19 protein-coding genes are annotated in these 24,687 nt (G+C 67.1%); 4 read left to right on the top strand and 15 right to left on the bottom strand.

The features are described 5' to 3' along the window. Window position 1: 1 nt before the first annotated feature. The 14 genes from siaC to ACQ5BL_RS17690 form a co-directional block, all read right to left on the bottom strand. A complete protein-coding gene (gene siaC / locus ACQ5BL_RS17755) occupies window positions 2–382 on the bottom strand; it encodes a biofilm regulation phosphoprotein SiaC (protein WP_207888449.1) in 381 nt (126 codons plus the stop codon). 26 nt (window positions 383–408) lie between these two features. Continuing rightward, window positions 409–951: a biofilm regulation protein kinase SiaB gene (siaB, locus tag ACQ5BL_RS17750; RefSeq protein WP_207888448.1), complete on the bottom strand. Its 543-nt coding sequence runs from the start codon at window positions 949–951 to the stop codon at window positions 409–411. Between the two features lie 10 nt (window positions 952–961). Then, window positions 962–2,950, bottom strand: a complete 1,989-nt coding sequence (gene siaA / locus ACQ5BL_RS17745) for a biofilm regulation protein phosphatase SiaA (RefSeq protein WP_243808592.1) — start codon at window positions 2,948–2,950, stop codon at window positions 962–964. A gap of 192 nt (window positions 2,951–3,142) precedes the next feature. Continuing rightward, a complete protein-coding gene (locus ACQ5BL_RS17740; protein ID WP_243808593.1) occupies window positions 3,143–4,192 on the bottom strand; it encodes a protein-glutamate methylesterase/protein-glutamine glutaminase in 1,050 nt (349 codons plus the stop codon). Window positions 4,193–4,204: 12 nt separating this feature from the next. Further along, window positions 4,205–4,798 carry a chemoreceptor glutamine deamidase CheD gene (gene cheD / locus ACQ5BL_RS17735; protein ID WP_207888445.1) on the bottom strand — a complete coding sequence of 198 codons (594 nt, stop codon included), beginning with the start codon at window positions 4,796–4,798 and terminating at the stop codon, window positions 4,205–4,207. After that, on the bottom strand, window positions 4,795–5,631 hold the full coding sequence (locus ACQ5BL_RS17730; RefSeq protein ID WP_243808594.1) for a CheR family methyltransferase: 837 nt from the start codon (window positions 5,629–5,631) through the stop codon (window positions 4,795–4,797). Before ACQ5BL_RS17730 ends, cheD begins: the two co-directional genes overlap by 4 nt. A 287-nt stretch (window positions 5,632–5,918) precedes the next feature. Further along, on the bottom strand, window positions 5,919–8,333 hold the full coding sequence (locus ACQ5BL_RS17725; protein WP_243808595.1) for a methyl-accepting chemotaxis protein: 2,415 nt from the start codon (window positions 8,331–8,333) through the stop codon (window positions 5,919–5,921). Between the two features lie 41 nt (window positions 8,334–8,374). Continuing rightward, entirely contained in the window at window positions 8,375–8,860 is a 486-nt protein-coding gene (locus tag ACQ5BL_RS17720) for a chemotaxis protein CheW (protein WP_243808596.1), read from the bottom strand. Next, window positions 8,847–10,715, bottom strand: a complete 1,869-nt coding sequence (locus ACQ5BL_RS17715; protein ID WP_243808597.1) for a chemotaxis protein CheA — start codon at window positions 10,713–10,715, stop codon at window positions 8,847–8,849. The genes ACQ5BL_RS17720 and ACQ5BL_RS17715 overlap by 14 nt, the downstream gene beginning before the upstream one ends. Before the next feature lie 11 nt (window positions 10,716–10,726). After that, complete coding sequence (locus ACQ5BL_RS17710; protein ID WP_207888441.1) at window positions 10,727–11,092, bottom strand: response regulator; 366 nt, start codon at window positions 11,090–11,092, stop codon at window positions 10,727–10,729. Window positions 11,093–11,231: 139 nt separating this feature from the next. Further along, on the bottom strand, window positions 11,232–12,152 hold the full coding sequence (locus ACQ5BL_RS17705) for a methyl-accepting chemotaxis protein (RefSeq protein ID WP_430293209.1): 921 nt from the start codon (window positions 12,150–12,152) through the stop codon (window positions 11,232–11,234). Between the two features lie 576 nt (window positions 12,153–12,728). Further along, window positions 12,729–14,339, bottom strand: a complete 1,611-nt coding sequence (locus ACQ5BL_RS17700) for an arylsulfatase (protein WP_243808599.1) — start codon at window positions 14,337–14,339, stop codon at window positions 12,729–12,731. A gap of 168 nt (window positions 14,340–14,507) precedes the next feature. Beyond that, a complete protein-coding gene (locus ACQ5BL_RS17695) occupies window positions 14,508–15,335 on the bottom strand; it encodes an ABC transporter ATP-binding protein (RefSeq protein WP_243808600.1) in 828 nt (275 codons plus the stop codon). Further along, window positions 15,332–16,939 carry an ABC transporter permease gene (locus ACQ5BL_RS17690; RefSeq protein WP_243808601.1) on the bottom strand — a complete coding sequence of 536 codons (1,608 nt, stop codon included), beginning with the start codon at window positions 16,937–16,939 and terminating at the stop codon, window positions 15,332–15,334. The genes ACQ5BL_RS17695 and ACQ5BL_RS17690 overlap by 4 nt, the downstream gene beginning before the upstream one ends. Before the next feature lie 249 nt (window positions 16,940–17,188). Here ACQ5BL_RS17690 and ACQ5BL_RS17685 point away from each other — a divergent pair, with 249 nt between their 5' ends. Continuing rightward, window positions 17,189–18,247 carry an ABC transporter substrate-binding protein gene (locus ACQ5BL_RS17685; RefSeq protein ID WP_243808602.1) on the top strand — a complete coding sequence of 353 codons (1,059 nt, stop codon included), beginning with the start codon at window positions 17,189–17,191 and terminating at the stop codon, window positions 18,245–18,247. Between the two features lie 736 nt (window positions 18,248–18,983). On the opposite strand, the gene ACQ5BL_RS17680 is transcribed toward ACQ5BL_RS17685, so the two are convergent. After that, on the bottom strand, window positions 18,984–19,904 hold the full coding sequence (locus tag ACQ5BL_RS17680; RefSeq protein WP_243808603.1) for a LysR family transcriptional regulator: 921 nt from the start codon (window positions 19,902–19,904) through the stop codon (window positions 18,984–18,986). Between the two features lie 335 nt (window positions 19,905–20,239). Between ACQ5BL_RS17680 and ACQ5BL_RS17675 the strand changes: the two genes are divergently transcribed. The 3 genes from ACQ5BL_RS17675 to ACQ5BL_RS17665 all read left to right on the top strand — a co-directional run bounded on the left by ACQ5BL_RS17675 (window position 20,240) and on the right by ACQ5BL_RS17665 (window position 24,650). Continuing rightward, window positions 20,240–22,648: a TonB-dependent receptor gene (locus tag ACQ5BL_RS17675; RefSeq protein ID WP_243808604.1), complete on the top strand. Its 2,409-nt coding sequence runs from the start codon at window positions 20,240–20,242 to the stop codon at window positions 22,646–22,648. 56 nt (window positions 22,649–22,704) lie between these two features. Further along, window positions 22,705–23,610 carry a TauD/TfdA dioxygenase family protein gene (locus ACQ5BL_RS17670; protein ID WP_243808605.1) on the top strand — a complete coding sequence of 302 codons (906 nt, stop codon included), beginning with the start codon at window positions 22,705–22,707 and terminating at the stop codon, window positions 23,608–23,610. Window positions 23,611–23,759: 149 nt separating this feature from the next. Beyond that, window positions 23,760–24,650, top strand: coding sequence for a TauD/TfdA dioxygenase family protein (locus ACQ5BL_RS17665; RefSeq protein WP_243808606.1), 891 nt, complete (start codon window positions 23,760–23,762; stop codon window positions 24,648–24,650). Window positions 24,651–24,687: the final 37 nt, after the last annotated feature.

Raw genomic sequence — 24,687 nt, 5'->3', positions numbered from 1 at the left:
CTTACTCGTCGTAGGCTTGGATGACGAACGGGAAGGTACAGTCCTCGCGGAATTCCTCGGCCAGCTCGGCGACGCGCTCGTTGCGGCGGTCGTAGTGCCAGGTGACGGTGGCCGCGCGGCCTGCGCGGTGGGCTTCTTCGAGTAGGTCGAAGATGTCCATCATGGCCTTGATGGAGCTGGTGTTGAGGTACAGCAGGCGCAGGTCGAGGGCGAGCGGGCGTTGTTCCTGGGCGAGGAAGCGCTCGACCCACTCGATCACCTGGCCGAACAGTTCATAGGAGTTTTCCGGGTAGGAGTCGCCCTGCATGGTGAGGGTGCCGGCCTGCCAGTCGCCCTGGATCGCGGGGGTGGACTGGGTTCCTGTGATGTTGAGCTCGGTCATGGCTGGGTGTTCCTGAATTCGCAGGTTCAGATCACGGCGCGCAGGCTGAAGAAGGCGCGGCCATCGGGTTGTTCGGTGAGAGAGGTCTTGAGCGGTGCGCTGGATTTGCGGGCGATGTCCAGCAGGCCAAGGCCCGCGCCGGAGGTGGCTTCGGCATCGCGCGGGCGGCGCAGTTGTTCCTTGTAGGCGGCCTTGAGCTGGGCTTTGTCGAGCCCGGCGATGGCCTCGATGCTGCGCACCAGGCCGCGGCCGTCTTCGAGCTCCACCAGGTTGCCGGCGGAGACCACGTAGTGACCTTCGTCGTTACGGGCGATGGCGACGGTGGCCGAGGCGTCCTGCTCGCCGTAGCCGCGCACGGCGGCGTAATGGCGGATGTTCTGGGTCATTTCGATGTAGACCGCGAACACGTCCATGGCCTCGCTGGGGTGCGCCTGTTCGGCCTGCAGGTAGTTGCGCAGCGCGTGGCCGATTTCCTCGATCAGGCTGCGCGAGATGGGCCCGTTGAAGCAGAGCAGGATGCGTTGTCGGGTGAAGCTTTCACGCATGGCCAGCAGATCTAGCGATTCCATGGATTAACCCCTAGTCGAAGCGGAAAGAGAGAATGGTGATGTCGTCGCGCTGCGGCCGCTCGCCCTGGTACTGCGCCAGGGTCGCGGCGAACACCTCCGCCTGCTCGGCCAGCGGCCGGCGCGCGTGGCTGCGCAGCATGTCGGCGAAGCGGCTGTTGCCGAAGCCGAAGCCGTGCTCGCCGCCGGCCTGGTCGAGGAAGCCGTCGGTGCACAGGTAATAGGTCCAGCCCGCTTCCATGGGGATCTCGACGTCCTGGTAGTCGCCCTGGCGCTTGTCGCCGATGGCGCGGCGCGCGCCCTTGTACTCGCGCACGTCGGTGCCGTCGCTGGCGAACAGGGAGATCTTCGCGCCGGCGAAATGCAGCAGGCGGCGGTCGTGGTCGACGCGCACCAGCCCGGCATCCATGTTGGTGGCCAGGGAGCGGGTGACCTGCTCCTCGCTGAGCATGCCGCGCATGACGTGGTCGGTCTCGCGCAGGATGGCGGCCGGGTCGTGGCTCTTCACGCTGTCGATGGCGTGGTCGATGGCGGCCAGCGCGAGCATGGTCATCAGCGCGCCGGGCACGCCGTGGCCGGCGCAGTCGACCACGCCGATCAGGCTGTCGAGGGGGCCTTCGCGGTAGATGTAGAAGTCGCCGCCGACCACGTCGCGCGGCTTCCACAGGACGAAATGGTGCTCGCCCAGGGACTTCTGCAGCTGGCGGTCGGGGAGGATGGCGCGCTGGATCAGGCTGGCGTAGTCGATGGAGTCGCCGATCTTCTTCTGCGCGGCGGCCATCTCGCGGTTGGCGGTTTCCAGTGCCTGGGTGCGTTGCTGCACCTTGTCTTCCAGCTCCTCGGTGTGCCGGCGAACCTGGTCGGCCATGCTGGCGAATGCCGACGACAGTTCACCGATCTCGTCCGGGCGGGTGCGCGGCAGCGGGCTGTCGTACTGGCCGGCGGCGATCGCCTTGGCCGATTGCTTGAGGCCGCGCAGCGGGCGCAGCACCAGCAGGTCGACGGTGTAGGCGAAGCCGAGCAGGAGGATCGCCAGCAGCCCGGCGAGGGTGCCCACCAGCGGCCAGATCCAGCGGTTGTCGAGCACCTGGGCGGCGTGCAGGTCGATGGCGCTGAGCACGTGCCAGCGCAGCTGCGGGATATAGGCCATGGCCAGCAGCTGCTCCTTGCCGTCCACCCTGGCCCACATCGTCTCGACTTCGCCGGGGTTGGCCTCGGCCTGGCGCATGGTCTGGCGCAGGGCGGCACGCTCCTGCTCGCTGCCGAGCAGGTCGAACACGCGGTGCTGCGCCTTGGCGCCGGAACCGGAGGAGAACGCGATCAGCTGGGTGTCCGGGTGCGCCTGGATGGCGCCGTCGGGGTCGACGATCATCGGTGTCACCCCGGCTTCGCGGCGCGAGATGAACTGGTCGAGGAATTCCGTGAGGTCCAGGCCGCCGCCGGCCAGGCCGATCTTCTCGTTGCCGGCGCGGACCACCATGTTGAACCAGACCTTGGTGACCTTCAGCTTGGCGTCGTAGTTGACGTTGATGTTGTAGGTCTCGTCGCTGGCCAGGGTATCGAAGTACCAGCGGTCCTGCGGGTCGTCCTTGCTCAGGGTGTAGCGCGGCGAGTTGGAGAGCGGCGAGCTGGAGTCGTTGAAGTAGTAGTGGTGCGAGGCGTTGACCACCACGAAGTAGGAGTAGTTGTGCTGGTCGGCGCGGAAACCCTCGGCTTCGCGGAAGAACAGCGCACGGCGCGCCGGATTGTTCTCGGCAAGCAGCCAGTCCTGGGTCACCACGGATTCGGCCAGCCGCCGCGAGAGCGCCAGCTCGCGGATCACCGGGGCGATGATCTTCTGCTGGTTGAGCAGGGTGAAGTTTCTCGCAAAGGCGAGGCCGAAATGCGTGCGGATATCCTCCATGGCCTTCCAGCCCAGCAGGACCGCCGGAACCAACGCCAGAAGACAGGCGATGAGCAATGCCACCACCGATTTACCGCGCAACCCCCATCTTGCCGCCATGGCTCTCTCAGTTCCCCTCGTCGCCCGCCGTCTGCCGGTCTTTTGGCGAAAGCCCGATTGTGCAGTGGGTGTGCAGGCACAATCAAACCAAATTGATAGCGCAGCGCCATAATCCTGGCGCCACCCTATCGACAGGGGAGTCTAGTCATTGTCTGAAAGGTCGCTCAGGCAGTGTTTCGATTTCGTGCACTGTTAGACGCGATTTCCTCCTCCGCTCAGTCGCGCCTGGTGCAACAGTGCCGTGGCGATGCGCTCCAGCGGCAGCACTTCCTTCGCCGCGCCCAGCTCCACCGCCTCGCGCGGCATGCCGTAGACCACGCAGCTGGCTTCGTCCTGGGCGACGGTGTGGCCGCCGGCCTGGCGGATCGCCAGCAGGCCGCGCGCGCCGTCCTTGCCCATGCCGGTGAGTAGGGCCGCCAGCAGGTTGCGTCCGGCGCAGCGGGCGAGGGAGTCGAACATCACGTCCACTGCCGGCCGGTGGCCGTTGACCGCCGCTTCGTGCTGCAAGTGCACCACGTAGTTGGCGCCGCTGCGCCGTACTTCCATGTGGAAGTCGCCGGGGGCGATGAGGACGTGGCCGGGGAGGATGCGGTCGCCGTCGCGGGCCTCGCGCACGGTCAGCCGAGTCTGACGGTCCAGGCGTTCGGCATAGGATTTGGTGAAGCCCGGCGGCATGTGCAGGGTGACCACGGTGCCGGGGCAGTCCGGCGGCAGCCCCAGCAGCACTTCCTTGATCGCCTCGGTGCCGCCGGTGGAAGCGCCGATGGCGATGATCTTCTCGGTGCTCAGCAGCGGCCCGCAGGCCGCGACGTTCGCCCCGGCGGTGGCGCCGGGCTTGCGCATCCGCGCACGGGCGGCGGTCTTGAGCTTGGCGCGGATTTCCTCGGTGTAGGCCTGCATGCCTTCGGCTATGCCCAGGCGCGGCTTGGCGATGAAATCGATGGCGCCCAGTTCCAGGGCGCGCAGGGTGGCTTCGGAGCCTTTCTCGGTGAGCGAGGAAATCATCAGCACCGGGGTCGGCCGGCCCTTCATCAGCTTGTCGAGGAAGGTCAGGCCGTCCATGCGCGGCATTTCCACGTCGAGGGTGATGACGTCCGGCGAATGCTGCTTGATCAGGTCGCGGGCGGCGAAGGCGTCCGGCGCCAGGCCCACCAGTTGCAGCTCCGGGTCGCCCTGGATGATCTCCTTGAGCAGGCTGCGGACCAGCGCCGAATCGTCGACCACCAGAACCCTGACCGCCATGGTGCTCTCCTTTCAGAACAGATCGATGGTGCCGCCGCGCGTCTGCCGCGACAGTTGCTGGCGGTACTGCCGCTCGCGCTGCAGCAGGGTGTCGTTGGCCAGCACGCGCAGCTTGCGCACCAGCACCCGGCCGCTGCCGGGGAAGAAGTAGACCTTGCGCGGGTGCACGTCGAGCAGGTCCTGGGCGAGCACCGGGATGTTCTCGGCGCTCAGGTAGTCGAGGACGAACGCGACGTTGCGCTGGCCGACGTCGGCGCTGAGATTCTGCAGCACCGAGCCGCCGCCGAACACCTTGGCCTCGAAGTTCCGGCGCTGGGCGCCGCGACGCATCAGGCCGTTGATCAGCAGGTCCATGGCGTGCACGCCGTAGCGTCCGGAGCTGGACAGCAGGCTCTGGGTGCCGGTGTCGCCGGGCAGCATGAAGTGGTTCATCCCGCCCAGCCCGTTGCTGCGGTCGCGCAGGCAGACCGAGACGCAGGAGCCGAGCACGGTGACGATCATCAGCTCTTCGTCGGTGACGAAGCATTCGCCGGGCAACAGCTTGACCGCGTCCAGGCCGAAGCGCGGGTCGTAGTAACGGTTGAGGCTGTCGCGCGCCGCGCTCATCCGGCCGCCTGGTAGGTCGTGCGGCCCACCGAGCGCACCAGGTGCGCGGCATGCACGAAGTTCTCCGAGTGCCCGGCGAACAGCAGCCCGCCGGGCCGCAGCAGGGCGACCATGCGTTCGAGCAGGCGGGTCTGGGTCGGCTTGTCGAAGTAGATCATCACATTGCGGCAGAAGATCACGTCGAGCCCGCCGCTGATGCCCCAGTTGGCGTCGAGCAGGTTGATCTGGCGGAACTCCACCATCTGCCGCAGTTCGCCGACCACCCGCGCCTTGCCGGCGTTGGCGCCGGTGCCACGCAGGAAGAAGCGCTTCTTCTGGGTGGTGCTCAGCGCTTCCAGGCGCTCCATGGGATAGATGCCCTGGCGCGCGCTGTGCAGCACGCCGGTGTCGATGTCCGAGGCGATCAGCTGCACCGGCGGGGTGAAGCTGCCCAGGGCGTCCACCAGGGTCATGGCGATGGAGTAGGGCTCCTCGCCGGTGCTCGATGCGGCCGACCAGACGCGCAGCGGGCGGTGGTCGAGCAACTGCTCGTCGGCGAAGCGCGCCAGGTGTTCGAAGTGATGGCGCTCGCGGAAGAAGGCGGTGAGGTTGGTGGTCAGCGCGTTGACGAACTGCTGCCACTCGTCCTCGTGGTTCTCCAGGTAGGCGAAGTACTCGGCGAAGCTGTTCAGCCGCAGGTAGCGCAGGCGCCGGGAAAGGCGGCTGTAGACCAGTTGTTCCTTGTTTTCAGACAGGCTGATGCCGGTGTGGCGGTACAGGCGGTCGCGTACCTGCTGGAAGTCCCGGCGGGTGTAGTGGAATTCATGGTCGGGGGCTGGCAGGTTGATCGACATCGTCAGTCTCGATGGTGAGCAGCTTGCGTGGGGCGGATAACCTGGCATGGGTTATCCGCCACGGCGGCGGATAACGCCTGTGGCGTTATGCGCCCTACTGAGAAAAGGTCGTAGGAGCGGGCCATGCCCGCGAAGAACCGCCGGCGCGAAGCGGATCGCGGGCATGGCCCGCTCCTACAGGGCGACTCCGGTATTGCGGCAAGGCTCATCCCAAACCATCCCTGGTCAGCTCGCGGTAACCGGCCCTCCCATTGCTCCGGCCGCCGCCATCCCTGCGCCCCGCCCGATCAGAACTCTTCCCAATCCTCCTCCTTGCCCTTGGCCCGCACCGCCTTGGCCACCCCGCGCGAGGCGCGGGAGGTGTGCGCCGGCGCCTCGGCCCGCGCCGGGCGGGCGACGGCCAGGGGCACCACGGTGGCCGAGGTGTCGAGCTTGAACACCGAGACCGACTGGTTGAGCAACCCGGCCTGTTCCTGCAGCGCCTCGGCCGAGGCCGCGGCCTCTTCCACCAGCGCGGCGTTCTGCTGGGTCATCTCGTCCATCTGGGTCACCGCGCCGTTCACTTCCTCGATGCCGCTGCTCTGCTCGGCGGAAGCGGCGGCGATCTCGGCCATGATGTCGGTGACGCGCTTGATCGCCACCACGATGTCGCTCATGGTCTGCCCGGCCTGGGCGACCAGGGTGTTGCCGTTCTCCACCTTGTCCACCGAGTCGTTGATCAGCGTCTTGATCTCCTTGGCGGCGGCGGCCGAACGCTGCGCCAGGGTGCGCACTTCACCGGCGACCACCGCGAAGCCACGGCCCTGCTCGCCGGCGCGCGCCGCTTCCACCGCGGCGTTGAGGGCGAGGATGTTGGTCTGGAAGGCGATGCCGTCGATCACGCCGATGATGTCGGCGATCTTGCGCGCCGAGTCGTTGATGGCCGACATGGTGCCCACCACCTTCTGCACCACGTTGCCGCCCTCGGTGGCGACTTCCGAGGCGTTCACCGCCAGCGAGTTGGCCTGGCGGGCGTTCTCGGCGTTGAGTTTCACCGTGCTGGTCAGCTCCTCCATGCTCGAGGCGGTTTCCTCCAGGCTCGACGCCTGCTGCTCGGTGCGGGTGGACAGTTCTGCGTTGCCGCTGGCGATCTCGCTGGCGGCGGTGTGGATGGTGTCGGCGGCTTCGCGGATCTGCCCGAGCATGCGTGACAGGCTCTGCGCGGTCTCGTTGGAGTAGTCCTTGAGTTCGCCGAAGGTGCCCTGGTAATCGGCGTCGATGCGCTGGGTGAGGTCGCCCTGGGCCAGCGCGCTGAGCATCCGGGTGACGTCGCGCAGGCCCTTGTCGGCGGTTTCCACCAGTTGGTTGAGGCCGCTGGTGAGGTTGAGGAGGAAGCCGGACTTGCCCTCCTCGGCGATGCGCGTGGAGAAGTCGCCAGCGGCAGCGGCGTTGACCAGCCCCGCCACCTCGCGCTCGACGCTCACCTCCAGCGTGCGGTCGTTCCATTCCACCACCGAGCCGAGGCGCTCGCCGGTTTCGCTCATGACCGGGTTGGCCACCAGGCCGAAGGTGCGTCCGCCGACTTCGATCTGGGTGCGGAAGGTGCTGGTGAAGGTGGCGAGCAGGCGCTGCTGGTGCTCGGGATGCTTGTGGAACTGGTCGATCGAGCTACCCATCAGCTTGTTCACCGAGAAGTTCGGCAGTGCCTTGCGCAGATCGGCCTCGGCATTCTGCAGCATGGCGGTGACGGTCTTGTTCATGTAGATGATGTTGCGGTCGCCGTCGGCGATCATCACGTTGGTGCTGCAGTTGTCCAGGGCGCTCTTGATGCGCGCGTTCTCCCCGGCGATGCGTTGCTCGCGCTCGCGGGCGGCCAACTGCTCGGTGATGTCCTGCCACTCCACCACGGCGCCGAGACGTTCGCCGGCTTCGTTGATCACCGGGTTGGCCACCACGGTGAGGGTGCGTCCGCCCAGCTTGATCTTGGCCTCGTAGGTGCCGCTCAGACGGTCCAGCAGGCCGCGCTGGTGCGCCGGCTGCTTGTGGAAACGGTCGATGCTGCCGCCGAGGATGTTGCTGGCGCGGAAGTCCGGCAGTTCCTTGCGGATATCGGCTTCGGCAGCGAGGAACATCTGCCCCACGGCCTGGTTCATGTAGACGATGTTGAAGTCGCGGTCGGCGATCATCACGTTGGCGGTGACGTTGTCCAGCGCGCTCTTGATCCGTGTGTTGACCTCGGCGGCTTCGGCGTTGGCCTTGAGGCTGGCGCGCACGCCGTCGATGGCCTCGGTGATCACCGCCTTCTTGCCCGGCAGGCGGTCCATCTCCACGCTGAGGTCGCCACGGCCGTAGGCGGTGACGGTGGCGACCACCTTCATCTTCACCGCGATGTGCGCGGCGACCAGCTCGTTGATGCCCTTGGCGATGCGCGCCTGGCGGCCGCTGAGCTTGTCGGCGGGGATCACTTCGTCGATCCAGCCCAGCTCGTGCTGGCGGGTCATCTCCACCAGCCCGGCTTCCAGGGCTTCGTCCTGCGCCTGCTCCGCGCGTTGCTCGCGCAGGGTGCGCTGCACGTTGCGCAGGCCATCGTAGAGGCGCTCGTAGCCGGGCGCGGGCGCCTCGCCGATGGCGACATCGAGGTTGCCGTCGACCAGGCTGTGGAGAATGGCGGTGATGCGGTCGGCGCGCTGCTGCGCCACGGCGTGTGCGTTGAACAGACCCATTGTCGTTATCCTCGGCTCAATCTTTTTTTGTCGTGTGGCAGTCAGGCGGCGGCTTCATCGACCAGCGCCATCTCGCGGCTGGTCATGAGTTTCTCGATGTCCACCAGGATCAGCATCCGCTCGCCCGCGGTGGCCAGGCCGAGCAGGTATTCGGTATCGAAACTGGCGGCGAACTCCGGCGGCGGCTTGATCTCCTCGCCGGACAGGGCGATCACGTCGGAGACCGAATCCACCACCGCGCCGACGATGCGCCGGCCGACGTTGAGGATGATCACCACGGTGAACTGGTCGTAGCTGATGTCGGCCAGGTTGAACTTGATGCGCAGGTCGACGATGGGAACGATGGCGCCGCGCAGGTTGATCACACCCTTGATGAAGGCGGGCGCGTTGGCGATCGCGGTGACCTGGTCGTAGCCGCGGATTTCCTGCACGCGCAGGATGTCGATGGCGTATTCCTCGCGGCCCAGGGTGAAGGTCAGGTACTCCTGTGCGGGGCTGACCGCTGCGCTGGCTTCAGTGGCGCTCATGGGTGGTTTCTCCTTGTGCCGCCAGGCGCGGCAGCGCGTCGACATCGAGGATCAGGGCGACGCTGCCGTCGCCCATGATGGTGGCGCCGGCGATCCCGTCGATCCGGCGGAAGTTCTGTTCCAGGCTCTTGATCACCACCTGCTGCTGGCCCACCAGCTCGTCCACCTGCAGGGCGAAGCTCTTGCCCTCGGATTCGAGGATCACCACGATGGCCTGCTCCGGCGGCAGGGGCATGGCGTCGATGTGCAGCAGCGCATGCAGGGAGAACAGTGGCAGGTACTCGCCGCGCACGCGGATCACCGCCGCTTCGTCGCCGGCCATGCCGCGCACGTCGTCGGCGCGGGCCTGCAGCGACTCGATGATGTAGGTCAGCGGGATCACATAGTTGACCTTCTCCACCGCGACGATCAGGCCGTCGAGGATGGCCAGGGTCAGCGGCAGGCGGATGCACAGGCGGGTGCCCATGCCGGGCGCCGAGTCGATCTCGATGCGTCCGCCCATGGCCTGGATGTTGCGCCGTACCACGTCCATGCCGACGCCGCGCCCGGAGAGCTCGGTGACGGTCTCGGCGGTGGAGAAGCCGGGCATGAAGATCAGCTGCCAGACTTCGGCATCGGTCATCCCGTCGTGCACCGCCAGGCCCTTCTCGCGGGCCTTGGCGAGGATGCGCTCGCGGGACAGGCCGCGCCCGTCATCGGAGATTTCCACCACCACGCTGCCGCCCTGGTGGCTGGCGGCGAGCTTCACCGAGCCCTGCGCCGGCTTGCCGGCGGCCAGGCGTTCGGCGGGGGTCTCGATGCCGTGGTCGATGCTGTTGCGGACGATGTGGGTGAGCGGGTCGCTGAGTTTCTCGATGACGCTCTTGTCCAGCTCGGTGTGTTCGCCCTGGAGGATCAGTTCGACCTGCTTGCCCAGGCGCGCCGAGGTGTCGTGCACCAGCCGCGGGAAGCGGCTGAAGATGAAGCTGATCGGCAACATGCGGATCGACATCACCGATTCCTGCAGGTCGCGGGTGTTGTGTTCCAGTTGCGCCAGGGCCTGTTGCAGGCGCTCGTAGTGGGTGGGGTCGAGGTCTTCGCTGAGCTGGCTGAGCATGGCCTGGGTGATCACCAGTTCGCCGACCAGGTTGATCAGGCTGTCGATCTTCTCGACGCTGACGCGGATCGAGCTGGACTCGCCCTCGCTGCGATTGTCCGTGCGCGCTGCTGCCACGGGTTTGGCCGGAGCCGGTGCGGGGACCGGAGTGGGCACGGGCGCTGAGGGTGCTGCGGTGGCGGCGCTGGGGGTACCCGGTGCATCGTCGAAGAAACCGAAGTCTTCGCTGGCCGGCGCGGATTCGGCCGGGGGCGTGCCGGGGGCATCAGCGAAGAAGCCAAAGGCGTCGTCATCGCTGGCGCCGGCTGCCTCGGGATTGCCCGGTGCGTCGTCGAAGAAACCGAAGCCGTCGTCGACGGGCGCGCTCGCCGGCTCCGCCAGCCAGGCGCGCAGGCGTTCCACCGTGTCCTGCACCGGCACGCTCGGGTCCGGACACTGGTCGCGGTGGGCGTCGAGCAGACGCTGCAGCACGTCGCGGGCTTCGAGGAACACCCCGATCATCTCCGCGCGCAGGGCGGTCTGCCCGCAGCGGATGCGGTCGAGCAGGGTTTCCAGTTCGTGGGTGACGGCGGTCAGGTCGTCGAAGCCGAACATGCCGCTGGAGCCCTTGATCGAGTGGGCCGCGCGGAAGATACCGTTGAGCGCCTCGGCGTCCGGCTGATCGAGGTCGAGCCCGATCAGCAGGAGTTCGAGGGTGGCCAGGTGTTCGTCGGTTTCCTCGAAGAACACCTGGAGAAATTGCTCCATGCCAGTAGCCATCTGCGGTACCCCTAGGGCAGGACCTTGCGGGTCACTTCAAGGAGCTTGGGCGGGTCGAACGGCTTGACCAGCCAGCCGGTGGCGCCGGCGCTCTTGCCCTGCTGCTTCATGGCGTCGCTGGATTCGGTGGTCAGCATGAGGATCGGCACGCTGCGGTAGCCGGCCATGTCGCGCAGGCTGCGGATCAGCGACAGGCCGTCCATGTTCGGCATGTTCTGGTCGGTGAACACCAGGTTGTAGGTCTTGCGCTGGGCCTTGCCCAGGCCGTCCTTGCCATCGACGGCTTCATCCACTTCATAGCCGGCGGACTTGAGCGTGAAGCTCAGCATCTGCCGGATCGACGCCGAGTCGTCGACGATCAGAATCTGCTTTCCCATTGCGTGACTACTCCTTGTTCCAAGGGGTTGGCATTCGGGGATACGGACTGGGTTCAGCCCACCAGGGCGATGTTCGCCAGGTACTCGATGATCGACTGCAACATCTTCACTGCCTCCCACGCACCGTCGGGTGGTGCGTTCAGAACAGCTCGACTTCACCAGCGCTGAGGCTGGTCTGTGCCACCGGGTTGCTCAGCGGGCGGCCGAGTTCGGCGACTTCCTCGCGCAGGCGCTCGCCCCATTCCCGGGGATCGCGCCCATCCAGCGCGCCGAGGCCGACCGCCAGCGCGCCGAGACGCGCGCCGTGCTTGCCGATCTGCCCCAGCAACTGGCTGCTCATGTCCTGGAACTGCAGGGCGGTCACGGCGGCGTTCACGCCGTCGCCCACTTCCAGGGATATCCGGTCCAGCTCCTGCACCACCTTGACGGTGTGCTGGTTCATGGCGTCCAGGTCGTCGAGCATGGTCTGGATCTTCTTGCGCGAGTCGAGGGCGAAGGACATGTCCTTGTCGGCCAGCTGGGCGATGGCGCCCTCGGCGTCCCTGATCTCGTGGTAGACCACGTCGACGTGCTCACGAATGGCTTGCGAGAAGTGCGTGGAGCGGGTGGACAGCGCGCGCACTTCGTCGGCCACCACGGCGAAACCGCGGCCGCTCTCGCCGGCGCGGGCGGCCTCGATGGCGGCGTTCAGGGCCAGCAGGTTGGTCTGCTTGGCAATGGCGTCCATGTCCTGGGTGGACTGCAGGATTTCGCCGATCTTGTGGGTGACGCGGTCCATCCGCTCCACCAGCTGCTGCGAGGTGCGGCTGGTTTCCAGGGTGGCCTCGACGAACAGCCCGAGGGTTTCCTGGGTGGCGTGGATGAAGCGCTGGAAGTCGATGTCGTCGTCCAGGTGGCCGCGCCCGTCGTAGCGCTCGATCAGCGAGTGGGACAGGCCGCGCTGGGTGTCGATGCGCTCGGCCAGACCGTGGAAGCTGTCGGTGAGCTGGGCGATGGCCTGGTGCAGGATGCTGTCGATCTGGTGGGTGTGGCCGTTGAGGCTGGCCAGGTGGCTGTCCATGGCGTCCTGCAGCGGGCGCCATTTCGGCAGTTGCTCGCTGTCCAGGCGCACCTGCTGGGTTGTCGCTTGCGCCTGGGGGGGGCCGCCGAGCAGCGGAGTCAGTGCGAGGCTGGCGATTGCGCCCAGCGGCAGCAGTACCCAGATCGGCAGGCCCGCCCAGTAAAGCCCGGCCACCGCCACCCAGGGCAGCGACTGGAGAACCAGGCGTTTCGGCCACAGGTGGCCGTCGGCCTGTTCGACAGGCGTATCGAATCGGGTATCGCGCATGCTGCACTCCGTTGCCGGCGCCAGGAGGGGAGGCCGTCGGCTGCTGAGGTAGGTCCTGAGCAGTGCGTCGGCCTGGCTTCTTAAAGCTAGAGTGCCGTTGGATGATGTCAAATTGACGCTATTTTGTCGGCGTCAAATGAGGGGCTTGATTTGGATGGATTTTTGCCTGGAGTACCGCTGGTCGGGCTTCGCATCTGGCGACAGACGGTAGTCTGAAAGCCCCGCCTGGTGGGGGCTGCAGGCATTTCAGGGAGTGGCAATACGGGTCGGGACTGGCATTGCGGGCCAGCCCGATTTTCCGTCGAGGGTTCAGCGCGCGAGGAAGGGCGGCGGCGCGTCGATTACCCCGGTTTCGTTGACGTACTGCTTGTAGTGCTCGACCAGCGCTTCCAGCTTTTCCGGCTGGAGCTTGGCCAGGTCCTGAGTCTCGCCGGGGTCGCTGGCCAGGTCGTACAGCTGCCAGGTGGCCGGACCGACCGGCGCCGGCAGGTACACCGCCTTCCAGTCGCCCTGGCGGATGGCGCGCATGCCGAACAGCTCCCAGCCGGTCACGGTCTTCTCGTCATGGGCCTGCTCGGTCTCGCCGGAGAGCCAGCCCAGCCAGGACTTGCCGCGCACCTCGGCCACCTCGCGGCCACGCCAGCGTTTGCCGGGGTGGCGCACGCCGGCGAGGTCGAGGATGGTCGGGGTGATGTCCATCACCGTGGAGAAGCCGTGGCTGATCTCGCCCTGGCGCTTGAGTTGCGGGTAGCGCACCAGCGCCGGCACGCGGATGCCGCCCTCGGTGGTGAAGGCCTTGTACAGGCGCGACGGCGCGGTGGCCGCCTGGGCCCAGCGCGGGCCGTACCAGATGTAGGAGTTGGCGCGGCCGATGTTCTCCAGGCTGTTGTCGTAGTGCTGATCGAGGAAGCTCAGGAGGTCCGGACCGAAGCGCGGGAAGGCTTCCAGCAGTGCGCCCTCGGCGCCGTTGTCGGACATGAACAGGACGAAGGTGTTGTCCAGCTCGCCCTGCTGGCGCAGGTACTCGACGACGCGGCCGACGTTCCAGTCCAGGCGCTCGACCATCGCCGCGTAGACCTCCATGGCCCGCGCCGATTTCGCTTTCTCTTCGGCGCTGAGTTGCGCCCATTCCTTGCTGATTGCCAGCACCGGATGCGCCTTCACGTCGGCATCGATCAGGCCCAGCTGCTTGAGCCGCTCCAGGCGCTCCAGGCGCAGCGCCTCGGGACCGGCGTCGTAGCGGCCCTGGTACTTGTCGACCACCTCCTTGGGCGCCTGCAATGGCCAGTGCGGCGCGGAGAAGGGCAGGTAGGCGAAGAACGGCCGGCTCTGGTCGCGCTCCTTGAGGTACTGGATCAGCTTGTCGCCAAAGGCATCGGAGGAATAGAAGTCCGCCGGCAGCTCGTCGATGAACCGGTCGTCCTCGACGTACAGCGCCGGGGTGCTCTTGAGGATGCCCGGCGTGGTCTCGTCGTAGGGTGGCTCGAAGCCGTAGTGGTTGGCCGCGCCGGGCAGCAGCGAGAAGGAGCGCTCGAAACCGCGCGCGTGGGGTGCCTGTTCCAGCTGCAGGCCCAGGTGCCATTTGCCGGCCATCAGCGTCTGGTAGCCGGCCTCGCGCAGCAGCTCGGGCAGGGCCACCACGCGGTCGTTGAGGTAACCCTCGTAGCCGGGCTTGCCTTCCAGCTCCGGGGTCAGCGCCTCGGCCATGGTGCCGATGCCGGCGATGTGGTGGTCGGTGCCGGTGAGCAGCATCGAGCGGGTCGGCGAGCAGGTCGGCGCGGTGTGGAAGTCGGTCAGGCGCAGGCCGTCGGTGGCCAGGGCGTCGAGGTGCGGGGTGGAGATCTCGCCGCCGAAGGCGCCGAGGTCGGAGAAGCCGAGGTCGTCGGCGACGATGACGAGGAAGTTGGGGCGTTTGCTCATGATTGGGCTCGTATGACTGGGAGGATGGGTGCGTTGGGCGTGCCCTCACCCCAGCCCTCTCCCAGGGGGAGAGGGGGCAGTCCGTGCCGGCTGAAGCCGTAATCCCAGCCGGCGCCGATCGGTCCCCTCTCCCTCCGGGAGAGGGTTAGGGTGAGGGTGCTCTTGCCGTCAGCAGGCAATGAACTCAAACGGCAGGTCTTCCACCCGCCTCGGCTGCGGCGCGACGTAATCGCCATCGCCGGTCAGCTCGTGCAGCAGCGCCTCGCGCTGACGCAGGAAATCGAAACCGCCGCGCTCGCGCGGATGCGCCAGCGGCACCTCGACGATGCGCTTGATCCGCCCCGGCCGTGGCGCCATCACCACCACGCGGTCGGCGAGGAACAGCGCCTCCTCCACGTCGTGGGTGACCAGCACGGTGGTGATGCGCTCGCGCTGGCGGATGCGCAGCAGCTCTTCCTGCAACTGCTGGCGGGTGAGTGCGTCCAGCGCGCCGAAGGGTTCGTCCAGCAGCAGGATGCGCGGGCTGGCCACCAGCCCGCGGGCGATCGCCACGCGCTGCGCCATGCCGCCGGAAAGCTGGTGCGGGTAGGCCCGTTCGAAGCCCTTCAGGCCCACCAGTTGCAGGTAGTCGGCAACCCGGCTGGCCTTGCCGAAGGCGCTCAGCGATTCGTTGACCAGGCCGAGCTCGACGTTCTGTTCCACCGTCAGCCAGGGGAACAGGCGGTGTTCCTGGAACACGATGCCGCGCTCGCCGCCGATGCCGTCGATGGGGGCGCCGTCGATACTGATTTCGCCCTGGAACTCGCGGTCCAGCCCCACCAGCAGGCGCAGCAGGGTCGACTTGCCGCAGCCGCTGGCGCCGACGATGGCGATGAATTCGCCGTCGGCGATCTCCAGGTCGAAACGTTCGATGGCCTGCAGCTCGCGGCCGTCCACGGGGAAGGTCTTGGCGACCTGGCGAAAGCTCACCAGCGCCGGGGAAGTGAAGGCGTTCATGCGTGTCTCCAGCGCGTCGCACGCGCTTCGATGCGTTGTCCGAGGGCGGCCAGCAGCGCGCCGGTGAGGCCGACCAGCAACATGCCGGCGCCGACCAGGTCCATGCGGAACAATTGCTGGGCGCCGATCATCAGGCTGCCGATGCCGCCGTTGGACGGCATGAAGTACTCGGCGCCGATGGTGCCCAGCCAGGCGTAGATCAGCGCCAGGCGGATGCCGGCGAACACCGAGGGCGCGGCCCCCGGCAGCACCAGCCGGCGCAGCCGTTGCCAGGGCGACAGGCGCAGCGCGAGGGCCGCCTCGCTCAGTTGCGGCGGCAGGCTGGCGACGCCGCGCTGGGTGGCCAGCAGCAGCGGGAAGAAGGACGCGAGGCCGACGAACACCACCTTGGCCGTCTCGCCCAGGCCGAACCAGGCGGTTAGCAGCGGCACCCAGGCGAAGATCGCCACCTGGCGCAATGCGGCGAAGCTCGGGCCGAGCAGGCGTTCGGCGGGGCGCAGCAGGCCGAGCGCGAGACCCAGGCCGAAGCCCAGCGCACCACCCAGCAGCAGGCCGCCGAGGGTGCGTTGCAGGCTGCTCAGCAGTGCGCCGGGCAGGCTGCCGTCGAGCAGCCCCTGCCAGAGGGCGACGGCCACCGAAACGGGGCTGGCGAGGATCGCCGGATCGACCCAGGCGAAGGTGCTCGCGGCTTGCCACAGGGCGAGCAGCGCCAGCGGCAGCAGCCAGGGTTGCAGGCGTTGCCAGCCGTGGCCGCGCCCACTGCGGCGCAGCTCTCCGGCGGCCTGTTGCGGCCAGTGCAGCAGGCGCTTGTCCAGGGCCTGGATGCCACGGTCCATCGCCGCGCCAACCAGGCCGACGACCAGGATGCAGACGAACACCGTATCGAGCATGAACAGCTGGCGCGCCTGCACCATCAGGTAGCCGATGCCTTCGCTGGAGGCCAGCAGTTCCACGGCCAGCAGTGAGGTCCAGCCTTGCGCCAGGGCCAGGCGGACGCCGGTGAGGAATGAGGGCAGCGCCGCCGGCAGGATCAGCCGCCATACCAGCAGGTGACGCGGCAGGCGCAGCACGGCGGCGGCCTCGCGCAGGCGCGGCTGGGCGTCGCGCACGCCGACCAGGGTGTGCAGGGTGACCGGGACGATCACCGCCTTGATCAGCACCACCAGCTTGAGCAATTCGCCGATACCGAAGAACAGCATGAACAGCGGAATCCAGGCCAGGGTCGGAACCTGTGCCAGGGCGCTGAAGGTGGGCAGGATCAACCGCTCGGCACGCCGGCTGAACCCCAGCCAGGCGCCCAGGGCGAGCCCGCTGGCAATCCCGGCGAGCAGGCCCCAGGCCAGGCGCTTCAGGCTGACGCCCAGTTGCAGCCACAACTCGCCGCCGAGCAGCTCGCGGGTGGCCTGCAATACCAGCTCCGGGGTCGGCAGGATCTGCGCCGACATCCAGTGCCGATGGCTGGCGACCCACCACAGCAGCGCCAACGCGGCCGGCACCAGCCAGGGCAGCGCACGGGAGGCCGAAACCCACGGCAGGCGCGGTGTGGCCAGCGCCGGACGAGGAGCGGGGAGGGCAAGGCCGGAGGCTTTATTAATATTCTTCATTGGAATATGAAAAAACCAATCAATGCATTTATGAGCTAAGAAAGGCCCATTTAAGGGAAGCCCTCCCATCGCAGCCAATGCATTCGAGGAATATTTTTTATGCCCTGCGAGCATTCCCTCGCAGAGCCCGAGCGCGTCTGATTTAGGTCTTTCAGTTACTAAAAAATAAGTTTTTATTATTTTATTTACAGGCCAGGAACTGCCTTTAGTGCCTCCCACGCATTCATCCCATTGCAGGAGGCAGGCGCCATGAAGGCCCTCACCCAACAGTTGCTGTCCCTCTTCGCCGCGCCGGTCCTGGCGGGGCTGCTCGGCGCCTATCCGACCTTCACCCAGGCCGCGCCGGTCAAGGAAATCCGCATAGCCGTGCCCGATGTCAGCGCCGGGCCGAAGCCGTCGGGCGGCGGCATCGTCGACGTGCTCACCACCCGCCAGCTGCTGGAAAAGGAATTCGCCGCCGACGGCATCCAGATCAAGTGGACCTTCTTCAAGGGCGCGGGCCCGGTGATCAACGAAGCCCTGGCCAACGACCAGGTGGACTTCGCCTACCTGGGCGATCTCGCGGCGATCATCGGCAAGTCCAGCGGGCTGGACACCCGCCTGCTGGCCGCCACCGCGCGCGACGTCAATCATTACCTCGGCGTACAGCCGGGTTCGGACATCAAGTCCCTGGCCGACCTCAAGGGCAAGCGCGTGGGACTCTTCCGCGGCACAGCGAGCCAGTTGTCGTTCGACAACGCCCTGGCCAGCGCCGGGCTTTCCGAGAAGGACCTGAAGGTCATCAACCTCGACTTCAGCGCTGCGCTGGCGGCCCTGGCGGCGAAGCAGATCGACGCCACCTGGGGCCTGGCCGGGCTGTTCGCCCTGCGCGAGAAGGGCCTGGCGGACATCGTGCTGAGTACCCACGACCTCGGCGGCGCCGGCACCCTGCAGGCGGGGCTGGTGGGCAATGGCGCCTTCGTCGACGCCCATCCCGACCTCACCGAGCGGCTGCTGAAGGTGCAGCTGCAGGCGGTGCAGTGGGCCAGCGCCGAGGCCAACCGCGATGCGTACATCGAGCTGGTGTCCAGCCAGGCCAATTACCCGGCGGTGATCTTCAAGAGCGAGTACCAGGGGCGCACTCTCGCGGAGGTGTTGTCGCCGAAGCTGGATGCGGGGTTCCTGGCGAAGCTCGATGCCTCCATTCAGGCGGCGAAGAGCTATGGGTTGATCCGGCGCGAGTTCAAGGCGGCGGAGTGGGCCAGGCCTGAGTTGCAGGAGGCGGCGGGCAAGCAGATTGCCGGGCAGCCGGTGGCGGCGATCCAGTGAGGCAGGGCGCCCTGCGGGCGCCTATCGCGGGCATGGCCCGCTCCTACTGGGGGCGTACGCTTTCGTAGGAGAGACGGGGGCGCCTAGCCCTTGTCCGCGAAATCCATCGCGGCCGATTCGGTGCTCTATGCGGATGCCGGAGTCATTCGCCCGCGTAGGAGCGGACTCTGTCCGCGATGCTTTTTGTTGGGGTGTTCGGCGCCGCTTCGGCGTGTGCGGGGACTTTTTGTTTCGCCCCCTCGGGCGAGTCCCTTTTGGCAAACGCCCCAAAAGGAACCAAAAGGTCTTGCCCCATCATCCGGGTCCCGCTTCGCGGGACTCCCCTCGCTCCATCGAAGTTTCAGGGGCACGCGTCGACGGGCCATCCATGGCCCAACGACGCTCTCGCGACATCCATGTCGCTCAACCCCTGAAACTCCGATTCCACTCGGCCTCCTGAAGGGGCGTTCCGGAGTGCGCGGAAATTTCTCTGGAAGTCTTAGAGAGCCAGAGCCAGAGCCAGAGCGGAGCTGCGCTCCCGTAGGAGCGGACCTTGTCCGCGAAGGTTAGCTACTGCATCCACTTTGCAGGATGAACACCTGTAGGAGCGAGCTTGCTCGCGAACCCGGCCTGACGCCGGCCTTGCCGGCTGATCGCGGACGGAGTCCGCTCCTACAGGTCTGGCGGTATCGCCCGGCTTTTCCTGGGCTGGGACGACATGCCCCGCCTGGTCACCGACGGCCTCTAGCGCAGCCCGTCACGCCACCGCGCTGGCCACATCCCCATCCAGCTCCACCAGCAGCTCGATCATCGCCCGCGCGGCCGCCGAGAGGCGGTCGCCGGTGCGGGTGACGATGCCGCAGCGGGCCTGGAGGATGTCGACGTTGGGCGGCAGGTTGCGGAAGTACAGGCGCTCCAGTTCACCACGGGCCATGGGCTCGCTCACCGCTTCCTCGACGGCGATGCCGATGGCCTCGGTCTGGCTGACGATGCGCACCAGGGAGGCCATGTCCTCGCACTGGATGTTGGCGGTGACGTCGATCTTGCCGCTGAGATTCGCCAGCATCTTCCGCGCGCTGGGCGGGATCAGGGTGGCGGCCAGCGGGTAGGCGAACATGTCGTTGGTGGAGAGGCTGTCCTTGGCCAGCAGCGGGTGCCCCTGGCGGCAGAAGAACAGGCCTCTGCGCGGCTTCAGCGGACGGGTCTGGAAGTTCGGGTCGGCCTCGAAATGGCGGATGTCGGCGACGAAGAATTCGATTTCCTCGCGGCTCAGGTTGCGCGCCAGGCGCTCCCAGTTGTCCACCCCGAACTGGATGTGGATGCGCGGATGGCGCCGCACGAACTGCACCACCGCATCCGACACCAGTTTCTGCGCCGGCGCCGGGCCGCAGCCGAAGCGCAGCTCGCCGGAATCCAGCTGGTTCAACTGGGCGATGGCGTGGCTCAGGTTGTTCGCGCCCTGCACCAGGCTCAGCGCGTGCTGCAGCACCACCTGGCCCTCGGGTGTGGGGCGCAGGTCCTTGCTGGCGCGGTCCACCAGGCGGCAGCCCAGTTCCTGCTCCAGACCCTGGATGCTGCGGCTGAAGGCCGGCTGGGTGATGCCCATGGCGTCGGCGGCACGGACGAAACTTCGGTGTTCGTTGAGGGCGATGAAGTACCGCAGCTGGCGCAGATCCATGATGCATTTCCGGCATTGAAAATAGTGGGCAAAGGCATTTGCCGTGGGTGATGCGCTGGTTTTAAATGCAAGCTCTTATTCCGTCAACGAAGAATAAAACTTAAATCTATTCTTTTTAGACATAAGAATATGCACGAGACCAGGAGCCGCCCGATGCATACCTTGAGCCGCCCGCCTTACCGAATGTGCTGTCCCTGCGGCCGTCCGCGCTGCTGCTGACCGCCTCGCCGCGCTGACGCGGCGCCATCCCGAATCACTGAGTTGCCGTTCGCCGCGCTGACGCGGTGCGGCCCCCTTTTGCCCGCGCATTTCGCGGACGCCCAAGGAATCACCCCATGAGTTCGAGACAGCACTTCCCCTCCATCGCCCCGCGCCGGCTGCGCGCGCCGGACTACGCCGTCATCCTGCTGCTGGCCCTTGGCGGCGCGCTGCCGGTGCTTGCCGCCGAGCAGGACGAGGACGCCACCACGACCACCACCGAGGCGCCTGCCGCCACGTCCAGCAAGGCCACGTCGACCAAGACAGAACCCGCCAAGGCCGACGCCACCCTGGGCAAGGTCACCGTGACCGCCCGCCGCCGCGAGGAGGACTCGCAGAAGGTGCCGACGCCGATCACCGTGCTCGGCGGCGAGACCCTGGAAAGCCAGCGCATCTACAAGGTGCAGGACCTGCAGCAGGTGCTGCCGAGCGTCAACGTCGCCTTCATCCACGCCCGCCAGTCGAGCATCGCGGTGCGCGGCATCGGCAACAACCCGGCCAGCGACGGCCTGGAAGGCAGCGCCGGGGTCTACCTGGACAACGTCTACCTGGGCCGCCCCGGCATGGCGGTGTTCGACCTGCTGGACATCGAGCAGCTGGAACTGCTGCGCGGCCCGCAGGGCACGCTGTTCGGCAAGAACACCACCGCCGGCGTGCTGAACATCAGCACCCGCGCGCCGACCTTCACCCCCGAGCGCAGCGTCGAGGTGTCCGGCGGCCAGGACGGCTACTTCCAGGGCAAGGGCACCGTCTCCGGCGCGCTGACCGAGACCCTGGCCGGGCGCGTGTCGGCCTACCGCACCCGCGACGACGGCTACATCAAGAACATCTACGACGACAACGACCTCAACGGCGGCGCGCGCCAGGGCATCCGTGGCCAGCTGCTGTTCAAGCCCAACGACGATTTCGACCTGCGCTGGATCAACGACTACAACGAGGAGGACTCCAGCGTCGGCAGCATGGTGGTGTACGGCGCCGCCGACCGCTTCTGGCAGCGCGCCGCCGCCGTGGGCGCATCGCCGATCCGCGATCCGGACCGGCACAAGGTCAACATCAACGGCCGGCAGAACGTCAGCGTGCACCAGGGCGGCAGCTCGGTGGAGGCCAACTGGAACCTCAATGGCGGTTTCAAGCTGACCTCCATCAGCGCCTACCGCTACTGGCACTTCACCCCGGCCAACGACGAGCAGCTCAACGTCTCGGCGATCAACAACACCGGCGTGGAAGTCCACGACCGCCAGTTCTCCCAGGAAATCCGCCTGGCTTCGCCCACCGGCGGCTTCTTCGACTACGTGCTCGGTGCCTATGCGTTCAACCAGAACCTGGGCAACAAGACCTTCACCGACTACGGCCCGCTGGCTGACCGCTACCTGCTGGGCACCAACCTCAACGCGCTGAACAACACCTACACCAAGGCCAACGGCAAGATCGAGACTGACAGCTTCGCGCTGTTCTCCCAGGGCACCTGGCACCTCACCGACAAGCTGGACTTCACCGCCGGCCTGCGCGGCACCTACGAGGAAAAGGCCGCCAAGGTCGAGCGCTTCGCCCCCGAGGGCGGCGCGCCGGTGACGGGCATCGGCGCGGTGGTGCGGCGCAACCAGCTGGGCGCCTACGACTCGGGCGACCTCGGCCTGTACAGCTTCGCGCCCTCGGCGCTGCTGAGCCTGAGCTACCAGTTCAGCGACGAGCTGCTGGGCTACGCCTCGCTGTCCCATGGCGAGAAGTCCGGCGGGGTGAACCTGGCCGTGGCCAGCGCGCCCACCGCCGGGGCGGACTCGCTGCTGGTCGGCCCGGAGCGCGCCAACGATGCCGAACTGGGGATCAAGTCGACCCTGTTCGACAATCGTCTGCAGCTCAACACCAACATCTTCTGGACCGGTATCCATGGCTACCAGGCGACCACCCTGTACCAGCCGCCGGGTTCGTCCCAGCTGGTCTCGGTGCTCTCCAACGCCGGCAGCGTGCGTTCGCGCGGCCTGGAGTTCGAAGCCACGGCGCTGCCGCTGCGCGGCCTGACGATCAACTTCAACGGCTCCTACAACGACGTCACCTACCTGTCGTTCAAGGACGCCCCGTGCCCGGCGGAGGTTTCCACCAAGCCCGGCGCGCCGGCCACCTGCGACCTCACCGGGGAAAACGTGGTGGGCGCCTCGAAGTGGATCGCCAACCTCAACGGCGAATACGCCTGGAACCTCGACGACGGCATCCGCCCCTACGTGACCGGCAGTTACGCCTACCGCTCCGAGGCCGAGGGCACGCTGGACAACTCCGACCTCTCGAAGATCGACGGCTACGGCCTGGCGAACTTCTCCGTCGGCCTGCGCAAGGACGTCGGCGACGGCCAGCTGGACGCCTCGGTCTGGCTGAAGAACGCCTTCGACAAGGACTACTACCTGGCCGCCTTCGCCAGCATCAACGGCTCCTACACCGCCTCGGTGGGGCAGCCGCGCACCCTCGGCGCGTCGGTCCGTTACGACTTCTGATCCCACTCCCGCGCCGCCCGCGGCGCGGTTCATTGCCACAGTAAGAGGACTTCGACATGAGCAACGCAGCACAAGTCATTCCGCAACAGGGCATCGAACTCGACATCCATCCGGTGGCCGGCCGCATCGGCGCCGAAATCCGTGGCGTGACCCTCTCCGGCAATCTCGACGCCGCCACCGTCGAGGCGATCCAGGCCGCCCTGGTGAAGCACAAGGTGATCTTCTTCCGGGGCCAGACCCAGCTCGACGACGCCGGCCACGAAGCCTTCGCCCAACTGCTCGGCGAGCCGGTGGCGCACCCCACGGTGCCGGTGCACGAGGGCACCCATTACCTGCTGGAGCTGGACGGCGCCCAGGGCCGCCGCGCCAATTCCTGGCACACCGACGTGACCTTCGTCGACGCCTATCCCAAGGCTTCGATCCTGCGCAACCTGGAGGCGCCCGAGGCCGGCGGCGACACCGTCTGGGCCAATACGGCGACCGCCTACGACGACCTGACGCCGGAGCTCAAGGCCCTGGCCGATTCGCTCTGGGCGGTGCACAGCAACGAATACGACTACGCCGGCATCCGCCCCAACGCCGACCCGGTGCGCCTGGAGGAGTACCGCAAGGTGTTCACCTCCACCCTCTACGAGACCGAGCACCCGGTGGTGCGCGTACACCCGGTCAGCGGCGAGAAGACCCTGCTGCTCGGGCACTTCGTCAAACGCCTGAAGGGTCTGACGCAGCATGACTCGGCGCACCTCTTCGCGGTGTTGCAAAGCCATGTCACCCGCCTGGAGAACACCGTGCGCTGGCGCTGGCAGCCGGGCGACGTGGCCATCTGGGACAACCGCGCGACCCAGCACTACGCCGTGGACGACTACGGCACCCAGCCGCGCATCGTGCGCCGCGTGACCCTGGCCGGCGATGTGCCGGTGGGTGTCGACGGGCAGCGTAGCCGGACGATCAAGAAGGTTTGACCTTTTCCCCAGAGCCCCTCACCTCCGCCCTCTCCCAGTGGATCGGTGCGACGGGATAACCCGCTGCATCGGACTGCCCCCTCTCCCACAGGAGCAGGGTGCCTAGCCAGGGCGGGGGTGAGGGAGGCCGCCAACTCAGGATTCTCGACATGACCCAATCCACCGCCCTCAAGCAATCCACCCCCGAACCCTTCGCCATCGTCCCCCTCGACGCCCCGCTGGGCGCCGAAGTACGTGGCCTGGACGCCCGCGAGCCGCTGACCCCGGAGCAGGTCCTGGCGATCAAGCAGGCCCACCGCGACCATCACATCCTGATCTTCAAGAACCAGGACCTGGACGATGAGCAGTACCTGCGCTTCGCCACCCTGTTCGGCGCCGTATTCCAGCCGCCGGCGGACGTGCCGGTGCTGTCCTCCGGCACCGACGGCAAGGCGCCGGACATCGTCAAGGTGGCCAATACCGGCGACGGCGAGCTGGGCAATTTCGCCCTGCCAGCCCATGTCGATCACCAGTGGACGCCAGTGCCGTCCTCCGGCTCCTTCCTCTACGCGCTGGAGGTGCCGAAGACCGGCGGCGAAACCCTGTTCACCAACCTGGCCCGTGCCTACGAGACGCTGGACGAAGCGACCCGCGCCGAGATCGATCCGCTGCGGCTGATCAACTACAACCCGTTCATCCGCCTGAAGAACGGCGGCTACAACGGCGGCTTCGTGCGCTACCGCACGCCGGACATCGAGCCGATCCAGGGCACCGAGCACCCGCTGGTGCGCACCCATCCGGAAAGCGGCAAGCGCGTGCTGTTCCTCTCGGTGCACACCGAGGTGGAAATTCCCGGCCACGATCCGCAGCAGGGCGCGGCGCTGATCGAGCGGTTGCGCGAGCACCTGCAGCGGCCGGAGCTGAGCTACACGCACAAGTGGGAAGTGGGCGATATCGTCTGGTGGGACAACCAGGCCACGCTGCATGCGCGCAACGCGTTCCCGGCCAGTGAACGGCGGCGGCTCAAGCGTATAAGCCTGGGTGGCAGCCGCCCGTTCTAAGAGCCAGCTCACGATCTGCTGCGCGTCGGCATAACTG

Origin of the sequence: Pseudomonas sp. B1-22 (genome assembly GCF_050474425.1) — a bacterium.
GTDB lineage: Bacteria > Pseudomonadota > Gammaproteobacteria > Pseudomonadales > Pseudomonadaceae > Pseudomonas.
This window is presented reverse-complemented; position numbering and strand designations above follow the sequence as displayed.